A 12,883-nucleotide genomic window follows, 5' to 3' on the forward strand; every position below is an offset into this window, starting at 1 on the left:
GCAAAGGGCGGGTGCGGCGCTGCGGAGGGCGTCAAGCCTCTTCGGCCCAGGTGAAATTGTCGCGTGCGACCAAGGCGCTGGCGGCGGCCGGGCCCCAGCTCCCGGCGGCATAGGGGCGGGGGCCGGTGCTGTCGCGGGCCCAGGTGTCCAGGATGGGTTCGACCCAGCGCCAGGCCTGTTCCTGCTCGTCGCTGCGCACGAAGAGGTTGAGCCGCCCGGCGATCGCATCGAGCAGCAATCGCTCGTAAGCGCCCACGCGCTCGGTGGGGAAGGCCTTGTCGAAGTCGAGGTCCAGGAACACCGGCGCCAGCGCCTCTTGCTGGCCGGTGCCCTTGGCGGCGAGCAGGTGCAGTTCCAGACCGTCTTCGGGCTGCAGCTTGATCACCAGCTTGTTGGGCTGGTTGACGCCAGGGAAGATGGGGTGCGGTACGGGGCGGAAGTTGACGACGATCTGCGCGTCGCGTGCGGCCAGGCGCTTGCCGGTGCGCAGGTAGAAGGGCACACCGGCCCAGCGCCAGTTCTGCACCTCGGTGCGCAGCGCGACGAAGGTCTCGCAGCGGCTGTCGGCGGGCACCTTGGCCTCCTCGAGATAACCGGGCACGGGCTGCCCGCCCACGCTGCCGGCGCGGTACTGGCCGCGCACCACGTCGCGGGCCACCGATTCGGGCGTGAAGGGCTTGAGCGAGCGCAGCACCTTGAGTTTTTCGTCGCGGATGGCATCGGCGTCGTTGGTGGCCGGCGGCTCCATTGCGATCATCGTGAGCAGTTGCAGCGCATGGTTCTGGACCATGTCGCGCAGCGCGCCGGTGCGGTCGTAGAAGTCGCCGCGCGTGCCCACGCCGATGCTCTCGGCCAGCGTGATCTGGATGTTGGCGATGCTCTCGCGCCGCCACAAGGGTTCGAACAGGGCGTTGCCGAAGCGCAGGGCCATCAGGTTCTGCACCGAGGGCTTGCCCAGGTAGTGGTCGATGCGGAAGGCCTGGTTCTCGTCGAAGACCGAACGCACGACGCGGTTGATCTCCTGCGCGCTCTTCAGGTCGTGGCCCAGCGGCTTCTCCAGCACCACACGGATGTGGGGCGCATTCAGGCCGGCCGCGCCGAGCTGTTCGCAGATCACCGGGAAGAGGTGCGGGCTGGTGGCCAGATACAACACCACGGTGTCGGCCGCGCGTTCGTCCAGCCAGGCCTTCAGGTGGGCGTAGTGCTCGGGCTGGGACAGGTCCATGCGCCGGTAGAAGAGGCGTTCGGCAAAGCGGGCGAACTCCTCGTCGCTGGGGCGCTTGGGGCTCTCGACGTCCTCAAAGTGCGCCTTCAGCCAGGCGCGGTACTCGTCGTCGCTGCGCTCGTCGCGGGCCACGGCGAGGATGCGCCCGCCGGCAGGCAGCTTGCCGTGGCGGAAGGCCTGGAACAGGGCCGGCATGAGCTTGCGCCAGGTGAGGTCGCCGGTGCCGCCGAAGAAGACGAGATCGAAGGACATGATGGGATGGACTGTGTAAGCGGGTGTCACCGACGGACCGGGCCTGCGTGGGCACGTCGATGTAATTCAATTACAAACGCATCATGCGACGAAGCGGTGGTTTCGTCAATACGAACTCGCGTGGACCGCTCGGGCTGGGGCTTTCCGGGAGAGGTTACGATGGAGTTACCGGGTAATCTTGTTACTGCGACACCGCCGCGGTCTCGGCCCGGCGGCGGCGACAATGCACCCTGCACCGGGCCCTCTCTTCGACCCCCCTCCCATGAACTCACTCGACGCACTCAAGCAGTACACCACCGTGGTGGCCGACACCGGCAATTTCAAGCAACTGGCCCAGTTCGCACCGCGGGATGCGACCACCAATCCCTCGCTGATCCTCAAGGCCGTGCAGCAGCCCGAGTACCGTCCGCTGCTGGAGGCCACGGTGCGTGCCCATCCGGGGCGTGCGCTGGACGAGCTGGTGGACCGGGTGCTCGTGGCCTTCGGCCAGGAGATCCTGAAGGTGGTGCCCGGGCGCGTGTCCACGGAGGTGGATGCGAGGCTGAGCTTCGACACCGCGGCGACCATCGCGCGCGCGCAGCGCCTCATCGCGATGTACGAGGCGGCCGGCATCGCCCGCGAGCGCGTGCTGATCAAGATCGCCGCCACCTGGGAGGGCATCCAGGCCGCGCGTGCGCTCGAGCACGAGGGCATCCACTGCAACCTGACGCTGCTGTTTGCCTTCTGCCAGGCCGTGGCCTGCGGCGAGGCCGGTGTGCGGCTGATCTCGCCCTTCGTCGGCCGCATCTACGACTGGCACAAGAAGGCGGCCGGGTCGCAATGGGACGAAGCCGCCCATGCCGGGGTGAACGATCCGGGCGTGAAGTCGGTGACCCAGATCTATACCTACTACAAGCACTATGGCATCCCCACCGAGGTGATGGGCGCGAGCTTCCGCAACGTGGGCCAGATCCTCGCCCTGGCCGGCTGCGACCTGTTGACCATCAGCCCCGAGCTGCTGGCCCAGTTGCAGGCGAGCGACACCCCCGTCACGCGCCACCTGGATCCGCAGGTTGCGCAGCGCACGCCGCTCAAGGCCGTGAGCTACCACGAAGCCAGCTTCCGCTACGCGCTCAACGAGGATGCGATGGCCACCGAGAAGCTCGCCGAGGGCATCCGCGCCTTCGCGGCCGATGCGGCCAAGCTGGACACCCTGATCCAGGAGCTGGTGGCATGACCCGCTGCGATCGCACCACGGCCTGGGCGGCCTTGCGGGGGCATTTCGAGGCCCACGGCCGCGACCTGGACCTGCGCGAAGCCTTCGCACGCGATCCGGCGCGCTTCGAGCGCTTCAGCGTGGAGGCGCCGGAGGTCTTTGCGGATCTTTCGAAGAACCTGTGGGACGAGGCCACGCATCGCCTGCTGACCGAGCTGGCCCGCGAGTGCGGCCTGCAGGCGCGGCGCGACGCAATGCTGGCGGGCGAGGCGGTGAATGTCACCGAAGGCCGCGCCGTGCTGCACACGGCCTTGCGCGCCCCGCGCGGCCAGGGCCCCTTCAGCGACGAGGTTCACGGGGTGCTCGACCGCCTGCTGGCCTATGCCGAAGGGGTGCGCGACACGGCGGTCAGCGGCTTCACCGATGTGGTGAACATCGGCATCGGTGGCTCGGATCTGGGCCCGCAGATGGCGGTGCCGGCGCTCGACGCCTTTGTGCATCGGGGGCTGCGCTTCCACTTCGTCTCGAATGTGGATGGGCACGACATCGAGCCGGTGCTGCGCGGTCTGAAGCCGCACACCACGCTTTTCATCATCGCCTCCAAGACCTTCACCACGCAGGAGACCATGGCCAACGCGCGCGTGGCGCGCGAGTGGTTCGTCCAGCAAGGCGGCACCGACACTGCGAAGCATTTCGTGGCCACCACCACGAACGTCGAGGCGGCGGCCGCGTTCGGCATCACCACCACCTTCGGTTTCTGGGACTGGGTGGGCGGGCGCTATTCGCTGTGGTCGGCCATCGGGCTGCCGGTGGCGATCGCGCTGGGCCGCGAGCACTTCCGTGCCCTGCTCGACGGCGCGCATGCGATGGACCGCCACTTCGCCACCGCCCCGCTGGAGCGCAACCTCCCGGTGCAGCTTGGCCTGCTCGATGTGTGGTATCGCAACTTCCATGGCTTTACCAGCCGCAGCGTGGCGCCCTATCACCAGGGCCTCAAACGCCTGCCGGCCTACCTGCAGCAACTGGAGATGGAATCCAACGGCAAGCGTGTGGACCTGGACGGCCAGCCGCTGCCCTATGGCACCTCGCCGGTGGTCTGGGGCGAGCCCGGCACCAACGGCCAGCATGCCTATTTCCAGATGCTGCACCAGGGCACCGACGTGATCCCGGTGGAGTTCATCCTGGTGAAGACGCCCACGCACGGCCATGCCGATCTGCATGCCAAGCTCCTGGCCAACGGCCTGGCGCAGGCGCAGGCGCTGATGCGGGGCAAGACCACCGAGGAGGCGCTGGGCGAGCAGGCCCCCACGGCCAGCCGTGCTTTGGATGCGGCGACGATCGCGCGCCACCGCACCTTCCCGGGCAACCGTCCCAGCACCACGCTGCTGCTGGAGCGGCTCACGCCGCGCGCCCTGGGCGCGCTGATCGCGCTGTACGAGCACCGTGTCTTCACGAGCGGTGCGCTGTGGGGCCTCAATTCCTACGACCAGTGGGGTGTGGAGCTGGGCAAGGCCTTGTGCAACGACCTGCTGCCGCGCCTGGTCTCGGGCGACACCGCGGGACTGGATGCCTCGACGGCCGGGCTGTTGCGGCGGCTGCGGGCGTGAGGCGCAATCAGCGCGCCGTGCGTCCCAACTGGTAGGCTGCCATCTTGCGGTACAGCGTGGCGCGGCCCATGCCCAGGCGCCGCGCGGCGGCGGCCACGCTGCGGCATTCCGCCAGGGCCTGCTCGATCAGGCGGCGCTCGTACTGGCTCCTTTTCCTGCAGCACGCGCAGCAGCTTGGCCTGCACGCCCAGCGGCATGTCGCCGATCTCGTCGAGGAAGAGGGTGCCGCCCTGGGCCGATGTGCAGCTTGCCCTGACATTCGCGCCGTTCGGCCCCGGTGTAGGCGCCGGCGGCCACGCCGAAGAGCTCGGCTTCGAGCAGGGCTCGAACCAGGGCGCGCAGCCAACGGACCATCGGTGTCTCCTTTTTGTGTACGGCACCGCCCGGCATCGAGGCCGGACGATGCTCTTCCCAGCGCAAGGCCTGTGCCACGCTGGGACAGCCAGACCAAGTGCTTGTCGCGAAAGGAGAAAGACGGTGGACTTCGGGTCGCCCCGCATGTCTCGTGGTCGGGAAACTGTCCGATCCGCAGTCAGCGTTTCCCCGGGCCCCTTGTCTCGAAGGTGAACACCGCTGCGAAGGCCCGGCCGGGGCGGGGCGATCGCGAGGCTGACTATGGGCTGAACGCGAGTGGGCGGCGGGTGCCGCTCAGGCGCCTGCGCGCAGGCCGCTCAGGGCCTGCAGGCCGGCGTCGAAGGCCTGCTCGACGAGCCGGCGCTTCCAGTCGTCGGTGTCGACGTAGAAGGCATCGCGCAACTGTCGCTTGAAGGCGGCGCGGCGGACGTCGTCCACCTCGGGATGGTTCTCCACCCAGTGCTCGGCCCGCAGGGCGTGGAGCACCTCGAGCACCGGCACGGTGCCGTACTCCAGCGCGATGCCGGTGTAGCGGGCCTGCGGGCACTCGTCGAAGATGGACAGCCACATCATGCCGGTGAGCTCGGCCGAGCTGGACGAGCCGTCATAGATGGAGGTGACCTCGGGGCCCCACCAGCGCCGTGCCCGCTCGAGCTCGGTGGCGTCGTTGCGCGAAGCGAAGATGCGCTCGCCATGGCCGCAGGGCCCCAGGCCGGTGTGCAGGTCGATCCAGGCGATGTCGGCGGCCTGGCGTCCGTGTTCTCGCAGCACATGACGCAGCGTCACGTTGCTCCAGGTGGGATTGCGCCCGCCGTAGTAGAGCCCGTCTTCGTGCGTGTACTGGCCCTGTGAGACCGCGGCCTGGAAGGCCATCGGCCCGTGGCGCTCGATGTAGGCCTGGATCGCTGCCTCCACCTCGGGCCCGGGCGGCCATTGCCGCGGCAGCAGCCAGGCGTGGATCTCGTCGTAGGCGTCATTGCGCGGCAGGGGGCGGGAGAAGTCGTGGAAGTTGCGGTTGAGGTCCACGTTCTCCTGCGTGACACGACGCCACCACGAAAAGCCATAGGGGTTGAGCGCGTGGATGTAGAGCACGGCCACGCCCGAGGCCTGCACGGCCTGCCGCCAGCGCGCATCGCGCAGCAGGGCGATCTGGATGCCCGAGCCTGCAAAGCCTTCCACGCCATGGCAGGCGCTGGACAGGATGAGCAGGCGTTGGGCGTCGCGCGGCCCGTGGCGCACCACGTCCATCGCGAGCAGCTCGCCGTCGCGGCCGAGCATCGGGTGGATGTGCGATTCCACGTCCAGGCCCAGGGCCTCGCAGGCCGCGAGGAACTTGGTGCGGGCCTCGGCGTAGCTTTGCGAGAAGGCGCTGGAGGCGGTGGGGTCCATGCGGGGTCCTCAAGCGGACGGCTTGAGCCAGGCCTCGGCCAGGCGCACCCACAGCGTGGCCCCCAGCGGGATCAGCTCGTCGTTGAAGTCGTAGGTGGGGTTGTGCAGCACGCAAGGCCCCAGGCCGTGGCCGCCTTCGCGGTGGGTGCCGTCGCCGTTGCCGATCAGGAAGTAGGCGCCGGGCTTGTGCTGCAGGAAGTAGCTGAAGTCCTCGGCGCCCATCGTGGGCTCGAAGTCGAGCACGTTCTCGGGGCCCACGACCTCGCCCATCACGCGCCGCACGAAAGCGGTCTCTTCGGGGTGGTTGATGGTGGGCGGGTAGTTGCGGTGGAAGCTGAATTCGACTTCGCAGCCGTAGGCCGCCGCGGTGTGGCGGGCGATCTCGCCCATGCGCTGCTCGATCAGGTCGAGCACCTCCAGCGTGAAGGTGCGTACTGTGCCCTGGATCTCGCAGGCATCGGGCACCACGTTGGTGGCCTCGCCGGCGTGGATCATCGTCACCGAGATCACGCCGGCGTCGATGGGCCGCTTGTTGCGGGTGATGATGGTCTGGAAGCCCTGCACCATCTGGCAGGCCACGGGCACCGGGTCCACGGTGTTGTGCGGCAGCGCCGCATGCCCGCCCTTGCCGCGGATGACGATGCGGAACTCGTTGCTGGACGCGAAGATGGGGCCGGTCTTGACCGCAAACTGGCCCACGGCCATGCCGGGCCAGTTGTGCATGCCGAAGATGGCCTCCATCGGGAAGCGTTCGAACAGGCCGTCCTTGATCATCTCGCGCGCGCCGCCGCCGCCTTCTTCGGCCGGCTGGAAGACGAGATAGACCGTGCCGTCGAAATGGCGGTGCTTCGAGAAATGCTTGGCTGCGGCCAGCAGCATCGCGGTGTGGCCGTCGTGGCCGCAGGCGTGCATCTTGCCGGGGTGCCGGCTGGCGTGGGGGAACTGGTTTTTCTCGGTCATGGGCAGCGCGTCGATGTCGGCGCGCAAACCGATGGCGCGCGGGCTGCTGCCGTTTTTGACGATGCCCACCACACCGGTGGTGCCCAGACCGCGGTGGATGGGTATGCCCCAGTCGGTGAGCGCGCGCGCGATCACGTCGGCGGTGCGAACCTCCTCGAAGCACAGTTCGGGATGAGCATGGATGTCGCGCCGGATGGCGGTGACGGCCGCGGCGTCGGCCAGGATGGAGTCGATCAGCTTCATGGGACAACCGCACGCAATGGCGATGATTCAGTGTAGCCTTGTCGATCCTGCCTGTGTTCGCAAGACCCTTCCTGCCCTGGAGCCCCGGATGATGACGTCCCCTGCCGCCGCGGACGGCGCGCGCATCGTGCGCGCGGCCTGCCCGCACGACTGCCCCGACACCTGCGCGATGCAGGTGGTGGTCGAAGGCGGCCGTGCGGTGCGTGTGCAAGGGCGGCCCGAACACCCCTCCACGCACGGGGCGCTGTGCCGCAAGGTTTCGCGCTACGTGGAACGCACCTACCATCCGCAGCGCGTGCTGCACCCGCTCAGGCGCGTGGGGCCCAAGGGCGCGGGGCAGTTCGAACGGGTGGGCTGGGACGAGGCCCTGGACGCGATCGCGCAGCGCCTGTCGAACATCGCATCGCGTGACCCGCAGGCCATCGTGCCCTACAGCTATGCCGGCACCATGGGCCTCGTGCAGGGCGAGAGCATGTCGGCGCGCTTCTTCCACCGCCTGGGCGCCTCGCGCCTGGACCGCACCATTTGTGCCAGCGCCGGGGCCGAGGCTCTCATGGCGACCTACGGCGGCAAGGTCGGCATGCATGTCGAGCACTTTGCCGAGAGCCGCCTGATCCTGATCTGGGGCAGCAATTCCATCGCCTCGAACCTGCACTTCTGGAGCGTGGCCCAGGAGGCCAAGCGGCGCGGGGCCAAGCTGGTGTGCATCGACCCGCGCCGCACCGAAACGGCCGACAAGTGCCACGAGCACCTGGCCTTGCGCCCCGGCACCGACGGTGCGCTGGCCCTGGGGCTGATGCACGAACTCATCGTCAACGGCTGGCTCGACGACGACTACATCGAGCGCCATACGCTGGGCTGGCCCGCCCTGCGCGAGCGGGCCCTGCAGTGGCCGCCCGAGCGGGCGGCGGCCGAATGCGGCGTGTCGGCGCAGGCGGTGCGTGGTCTGGCGCGCGACTACGCCACGATGACCCCCGCGGCGATCCGCCTGAACTATGGCATGCAGCGCGCCCGTGGCGGCGGCAACGCGGTGCGGCTGATCGCCATCCTGCCCTGCCTGACCGGCGCCTGGCGCCATCGCGCCGGCGGCCTGCTGCTGTCGAGTTCGGGCTGGTTCCCGGTGGACCGTGCTGCGCTGCAGCGCCCCGAGCTGCTGGCCGGGCGCGATCCCCGCACGATCAATATGAGCACGATCGGCGACGACCTGCTGCGCGAGGCCTCGCCCGGCTTCGGTCCGAAGATCGAGGCGCTGGTGGTCTACAACAGCAACCCGGTCGCGGTGGCCCCCGAGTCGCCCAAGGTGGTGCAGGGCTTCGCCCGCGAGGACCTCTTCACCGTGGTGCTGGAGCATTTCCTCACCGACACGGCCGATTTTGCAGACTATGTGCTGCCGGCCACGACCCAGCTCGAACACCTGGACGTGCACACCAGCTACGGCCACACCGACGTGCTGATCAACGAGCCGGCCATCGCGCCGGTGGGGCAGGCCCGGCCCAACACGCAGATCTTTCGCGACCTGGCCGCGCGCATGGGCTACACCGAGCCCTGCTTCGCCGAGACGGACGAAGAGATCGCCGCCCAGGCCTTCGGCGGACGTATCACGCTGGCGCAGTTGCGCCAGCAGGGCTGGGTCAAGCTGCCACTGCCCGAGGCACCCTTCGCCGAAGGGGGCTTTCCCACCGCCAGCGGGCGCTGCGAGATCGACTCGCCGCGCCACGGCGTGCCCGACTACCTGCCCAACCACGAGTCGCCCACCGCCACGCCGCATTTGGCGGCGCGCTACCCGCTGGCGATGATCTCGCCGCCGGCGCGCAACTTCCTCAACTCCAGCTTCGTGAACGTGCAGAGCCTGCGCGACATCGAGGGCGAGCCGCTGCTGGAGATCCACCCCGACGATGCCGCCGCCCGCGGCATTGCCGACGGCGCCGTGGTGCGCGTGTTCAACGACCGTGGCGAATACTGGTGCACGGCGCGTGTCAGTGACCGGGCCCGCCCGGGCGTGGTCAACGGCCTGGGCATCTGGTGGCGCAAGCTGGGCCTGCGCGGCAGCAATGTCAACGAAGTCACCCACCAGCGTCTGACCGACCTCGGGCGTGCGCCCTGCTTCTACGACGTGCTGGTCGAGGTGGCCGCGGCGCCGGCGGTGCGCTGAGGTCCCGGGGGTGGCGATGCGCCGGCGAGGTCTGTGGGCGGTGGTCGGCGTGGCGGCCCTGGTCCTGGGCGGCGGCCTGACCGTGGCGGGCTGCGGCACCGTGGGCTACTTGGCCCAGACGGTGCACGGCCACCTGAGCCTGATGCAGCAGGCCCGTCCGGTCGAGCACTGGCTGGCCGACGGCGCCACGCCCGAGCGCCTGCGCGAGCGCCTGCTCCTGAGCCAGCGTATCCGCCGCTTTGCGGTGGACGAACTCGCCCTGCCCGACACCCGCAGCTACCGCGGCTACGCCGACCTGGGCCGGTCGGCCGCGGTGTGGAACGTGGTGGCGGTGCCCGAGCTGAGCCTCACCCTCAAGACCTGGTGTTTCCCGGTGGTGGGCTGCGTGGGCTACCGCGGCTACTATGACCGCGACGAGGCCGAAGCCTTCGCCCAAGGCTTGCGCGCGCAGGGCTACGACGTGCGCGTCTACGGCGTGCCTGCTTATTCCACGCTGGGCCGGCTGGAATGGCTGGGTGGCGACCCGCTGCTCAACACCTTCATCGGCTACCCGGAGGGCGAACTGGCGCGCCTCATCTTCCACGAACTGGCCCACCATGTGGTCTACGTGAAGGACGACACCCCCTTCAACGAATCCTTCGCCACCGCGGTGGAGCGCCTCGGTGTGCAGCGATGGCTGCAGCAGCATGCCAGCCCGGCGGTGCGTGAGGAATACGAACGCTTCGACACCCGCCGGCGCGATTTCCAGGCCCTGACCCTGCGCTACCGCGCCCGCCTGGCGGAGGTCTATGCCGGCCCCGGCAGCGACGAGGACAAGCGCCGCGGCAAGGCCGAGGTGTTGGCCGCGATGCGCGCCGAACACGCGCGCCTGAAGGCCGGCCCCTGGGAGGGCTTTGCCGGCTACGACCGCTGGTTCGAGCAAGCCAATGGCGCCTCGCTGGCCGTGCTGGCGGCCTACACCGAGCTGGTGCCCGGCTTCGAGCGGCTTTTCGACGCAAGGGGCCGGAGCTTTCCGCGGTTTTATGATGCCGTGCGCGAGCTGGCCCAGCGGCCGCGCGACGAGCGCCGCCAGGCCCTCACGTCCCCCATGATCGCCGACAAGGACCCTGCGCGATGAGCGAGATTGCCATCCACCGTGAACACCAGCTCGGCCTGGCCCGGGCCCGCGAGATCGCCTGGCAATGGGCCGAGGATGCCGAGGAGAAGTTCGGCATGGACTGCACGGTGGAGGAGGGCGAGGACTGCGACGTCGTGCATTTCACCCGCGCTGGGGTCAAGGGCACGCTGACCGTGGCGGCCGACCATTTCGAGCTGCAGGCCCAGCTTGGCTTCCTGCTGGGGGCCTTCGCCAAGACCATCGAGGCCGAGATCCGGAAGAACCTGGACAGCCTGCTGGCGCTGGAGGCGCGCAAGGGGGCCGCTGCCCGGAAAAAGGCGGCCGCCCCTGCGAAGAAGGCCGCCGCCAGAAAGAAGTGATGCACTCCGGCAATGCGCTGAGGCGGCCGCGCGGGCCGCGGCCCTTCACTTCAGGCTTTCGATCAGGTCGATGTAGGCTTGCTTGGCCTCGTCGGCGCTTTGGCCCTTCAGGGCATTCCAGGCGTCCCACTTGGCGCGGCCCACCATGTCGGTGAAGCCCGGGCGCGAGCCTTCCACGTCACCGACAGTGGCCTGCTTGTACAGCGCATAGATCTTCAGCAGGGTCATGTTGTCCGGCTTCTCGGGCAGGGACTTGGATTCGGCGACGGCCTTCTCGAAGGCGGCTTGCAGGTCGGCCATGGGGGGCTCCTCAAGGTTGGTGGAAACGTCGATTGACGCATATTGCTGCGGTGCAGATGCTAGTGCGCTTCCCGCCCCGAGAATAGAGCGGGCTCCTCAAGGAAAGAACGAACGCATGCCCGCAACGACGCAGCGCATGTCCCGGGTCGACACCGCCTGGCTGCGCATGGACACCGAGGCCAACCTGATGCTCATCGTGGGCATGTGGCGATTGCGTCCGCGCATCACCCTGCAGGCCTTGCGAGAACGTATCGAGCAGCGCCTGCTCAAGTACCGGCGCTTCCGCCAGAAGGTGGTCGAGGACCCCTTGGGTGCGAGCTGGGTGATCGACCCCGACTTCGACCTCGCCCGCCACGTGCGGGCCGAAACCCTCAAGCCCCGGCGCGGCCAGTCGCCGATGCAGGCCCTGCAGGCGCGCATCGCCGAACTGGCCGCCACCCCACTGGACCCGGCCCACCCGCTGTGGGAGCTGCGTCTGGTCGAAGACTTCGACGGCGGCAGCGTGCTGATCGCGCGCATCCACCACTGCATCGCCGACGGCATCGCGCTCATCACGGTGATGCTCTCGCTCACCGATGGCGGCAGCCTGCCCAAGCTGCGCGAGCCGCGGCCCGACGACGAGCGCGACTGGCTCAGCGACGCCGTGCTCAAGCCCCTGACCGACGTCACGGTCAAGGCCATCGGCCTGACCGGCCAGGGCATGGCCAAGTCGATGGAGCTGATGGCCCATCCTGGCCTGCCGCTGCAGGGATCGATCGACCTCGCGCGCATGGGCGTGCAGGTGGTGAGCGATGCCGCCGCCATTGCATTGATGAGCGACGACTCGCCCACACGGCTGAAGGGCAAGCCCGGCCCTTCCAAGCGCGTGGCCTGGGGCGAGCCTGTGCCGCTGGACGACGTGAAGGCCATCGGCAAGGCCCTGGGCTGCTCGGTGAACGACGTGGTGCTGGCCTGCGCGGCCGGGGCCATCGGCCGCTACCTGGCCGCGCACGGCGACGACCCGACGGGCAAAGACATCCGTGTCATGGTGCCGGTGAACCTGCGCCCGCTGGCCGAGGCCCATCAACTCGGCAACCGCTTCGGCCTGGTGCCGCTGGTGCTGCCCATCGGCATCGCCAACCCCATCGAACGCGTGTTGGCCGTGCGTGCGCGCATGGCTGAGCTCAAGGGCAGCTACCAGCCCTTGCTGGCCTTTGCCGTGCTGGCGATGGCAGGCCTTTTGATCAAGCCTGTGCAGCACACCTTGCTGAACTACTTCGCCCGCAAGGCCACGGCCGTGATGACCAACGTGCCCGGCCCGCGCGAGCCGCTCAAGTTCTGTGGCGCCACGCTCGAACAGGTGATGTTCTGGGTGCCCCAGTCCGGCGACATCGGCATGGGCTTGAGCATCCTCTCCTACGGCGGCGGCGTGCAGTTCGGCCTCATCACCGACCGCAAGCTCTGCCCCGACCCGCAGGCCATCACCGACCGGTTCCGCCAGGAGTTCGAGTCGCTGCTGATGGTGACTTTGATGCTGCCGTGGGGGGAAGAGTAAGGCGGCCAGCGACCGAAAAGACGTCGGCCCCCAACCGGGGGCCGACAGGTGTTGGCGGGCAAGACCGACTGCTGGCGCACTGCCTTGCAACCGGATGAGCGGGTGGCCTGGAGCCACCGGCTTTCCACACTCGGGTGGACTTGCCCGATGTCAGTATCGGACGTTGGCGCCCATCGTGGAGCCCCGCAATGCGGGG

Annotated in this window: 11 protein-coding genes and 1 pseudogene; 6 read left to right on the forward strand and 6 right to left on the reverse strand. The window is 68.9% G+C overall.

The window, feature by feature from the left end; genetic code table 11:
- Positions 1 to 31: 31 nt before the first annotated feature.
- Positions 32 to 1,477 carry a glucose-6-phosphate dehydrogenase gene (zwf, locus tag AC1ECW_RS11430; RefSeq protein WP_409703036.1) on the reverse strand — a complete coding sequence of 482 codons (1,446 nt, stop codon included), beginning with the start codon at positions 1,475 to 1,477 and terminating at the stop codon, positions 32 to 34.
- Positions 1,478 to 1,739: 262 nt separating this feature from the next.
- Between zwf and tal the strand changes: the two genes are divergently transcribed.
- Both tal and pgi read left to right on the forward strand, forming a co-directional pair.
- The gene (tal, locus tag AC1ECW_RS11435) at positions 1,740 to 2,693 is read left to right on the forward strand and encodes a transaldolase (protein WP_409703034.1); all 954 of its coding nucleotides are present in this window, start codon (positions 1,740 to 1,742) and stop codon (positions 2,691 to 2,693) included.
- On the forward strand, positions 2,690 to 4,279 hold the full coding sequence (gene pgi / locus AC1ECW_RS11440) for a glucose-6-phosphate isomerase (RefSeq protein ID WP_409703032.1): 1,590 nt from the start codon (positions 2,690 to 2,692) through the stop codon (positions 4,277 to 4,279). Before tal ends, pgi begins: the two co-directional genes overlap by 4 nt.
- A 7-nt stretch (positions 4,280 to 4,286) precedes the next feature.
- Here pgi and AC1ECW_RS11445 read toward each other — a convergent pair whose 3' ends face one another.
- The 4 genes and pseudogenes from AC1ECW_RS11445 to AC1ECW_RS11460 form a co-directional block, all read right to left on the reverse strand.
- The gene (locus AC1ECW_RS11445; RefSeq protein WP_409703030.1) at positions 4,287 to 4,376 is read right to left on the reverse strand and encodes a helix-turn-helix domain-containing protein; all 90 of its coding nucleotides are present in this window, start codon (positions 4,374 to 4,376) and stop codon (positions 4,287 to 4,289) included.
- A gap of 49 nt (positions 4,377 to 4,425) precedes the next feature.
- Positions 4,426 to 4,615: pseudogene (locus AC1ECW_RS11450) on the reverse strand (sigma 54-interacting transcriptional regulator); the annotation flags it as partial.
- A gap of 312 nt (positions 4,616 to 4,927) precedes the next feature.
- Complete coding sequence (locus tag AC1ECW_RS11455) at positions 4,928 to 6,022, reverse strand: M14 family metallopeptidase (protein WP_481201869.1); 1,095 nt, start codon at positions 6,020 to 6,022, stop codon at positions 4,928 to 4,930.
- Between the two features lie 9 nt (positions 6,023 to 6,031).
- On the reverse strand, positions 6,032 to 7,225 hold the full coding sequence (locus AC1ECW_RS11460) for a M20 aminoacylase family protein (RefSeq protein WP_481201870.1): 1,194 nt from the start codon (positions 7,223 to 7,225) through the stop codon (positions 6,032 to 6,034).
- Between the two features lie 88 nt (positions 7,226 to 7,313).
- On the opposite strand from AC1ECW_RS11460, the gene AC1ECW_RS11465 reads away from it, so the two are divergent.
- The 3 genes from AC1ECW_RS11465 to AC1ECW_RS11475 are packed head-to-tail and all read left to right on the forward strand — an operon-like array spanning position 7,314 to position 10,853.
- A complete protein-coding gene (locus AC1ECW_RS11465) occupies positions 7,314 to 9,377 on the forward strand; it encodes a molybdopterin-containing oxidoreductase family protein (protein ID WP_409703024.1) in 2,064 nt (687 codons plus the stop codon).
- Between the two features lie 16 nt (positions 9,378 to 9,393).
- On the forward strand, positions 9,394 to 10,494 hold the full coding sequence (locus AC1ECW_RS11470; RefSeq protein ID WP_481201871.1) for an aminopeptidase: 1,101 nt from the start codon (positions 9,394 to 9,396) through the stop codon (positions 10,492 to 10,494).
- Entirely contained in the window at positions 10,491 to 10,853 is a 363-nt protein-coding gene (locus AC1ECW_RS11475) for a polyhydroxyalkanoic acid system family protein (RefSeq protein WP_409703020.1), read from the forward strand. The genes AC1ECW_RS11470 and AC1ECW_RS11475 overlap by 4 nt, the downstream gene beginning before the upstream one ends.
- A gap of 45 nt (positions 10,854 to 10,898) precedes the next feature.
- Here AC1ECW_RS11475 and AC1ECW_RS11480 read toward each other — a convergent pair whose 3' ends face one another.
- Positions 10,899 to 11,153, reverse strand: coding sequence for an acyl-CoA-binding protein (locus tag AC1ECW_RS11480; protein ID WP_409703018.1), 255 nt, complete (start codon positions 11,151 to 11,153; stop codon positions 10,899 to 10,901).
- 115 nt (positions 11,154 to 11,268) lie between these two features.
- Here AC1ECW_RS11480 and AC1ECW_RS11485 point away from each other — a divergent pair, with 115 nt between their 5' ends.
- A complete protein-coding gene (locus AC1ECW_RS11485) occupies positions 11,269 to 12,687 on the forward strand; it encodes a wax ester/triacylglycerol synthase family O-acyltransferase (RefSeq protein WP_481201872.1) in 1,419 nt (472 codons plus the stop codon).
- The last annotated feature ends 196 nt before the right edge of the window (positions 12,688 to 12,883 follow it).

The sequence above is a fragment of the Caldimonas hydrothermalis genome, assembly GCF_056746695.1.

Coding starts and splice junctions, on each gene's coding strand:
- AC1ECW_RS11460 (WP_481201870.1), bottom strand. CDS start 7,225: ATGAAGCTGATCGACTCCATCCTGGCCGACGCCGCGGCCGTCACCGCC.
- AC1ECW_RS11465 (WP_409703024.1), top strand. CDS start 7,314: ATGATGACGTCCCCTGCCGCCGCGGACGGCGCGCGCATCGTGCGCGCG.
- AC1ECW_RS11455 (WP_481201869.1), bottom strand. CDS start 6,022: ATGGACCCCACCGCCTCCAGCGCCTTCTCGCAAAGCTACGCCGAGGCC.
- AC1ECW_RS11475 (WP_409703020.1), top strand. CDS start 10,491: ATGAGCGAGATTGCCATCCACCGTGAACACCAGCTCGGCCTGGCCCGG.
- AC1ECW_RS11480 (WP_409703018.1), bottom strand. CDS start 11,153: ATGGCCGACCTGCAAGCCGCCTTCGAGAAGGCCGTCGCCGAATCCAAG.
- AC1ECW_RS11485 (WP_481201872.1), top strand. CDS start 11,269: ATGCCCGCAACGACGCAGCGCATGTCCCGGGTCGACACCGCCTGGCTG.
- AC1ECW_RS11470 (WP_481201871.1), top strand. CDS start 9,394: ATGCGCCGGCGAGGTCTGTGGGCGGTGGTCGGCGTGGCGGCCCTGGTC.
- zwf (WP_409703036.1), bottom strand. CDS start 1,477: ATGTCCTTCGATCTCGTCTTCTTCGGCGGCACCGGCGACCTCACCTGG.
- tal (WP_409703034.1), top strand. CDS start 1,740: ATGAACTCACTCGACGCACTCAAGCAGTACACCACCGTGGTGGCCGAC.
- pgi (WP_409703032.1), top strand. CDS start 2,690: ATGACCCGCTGCGATCGCACCACGGCCTGGGCGGCCTTGCGGGGGCAT.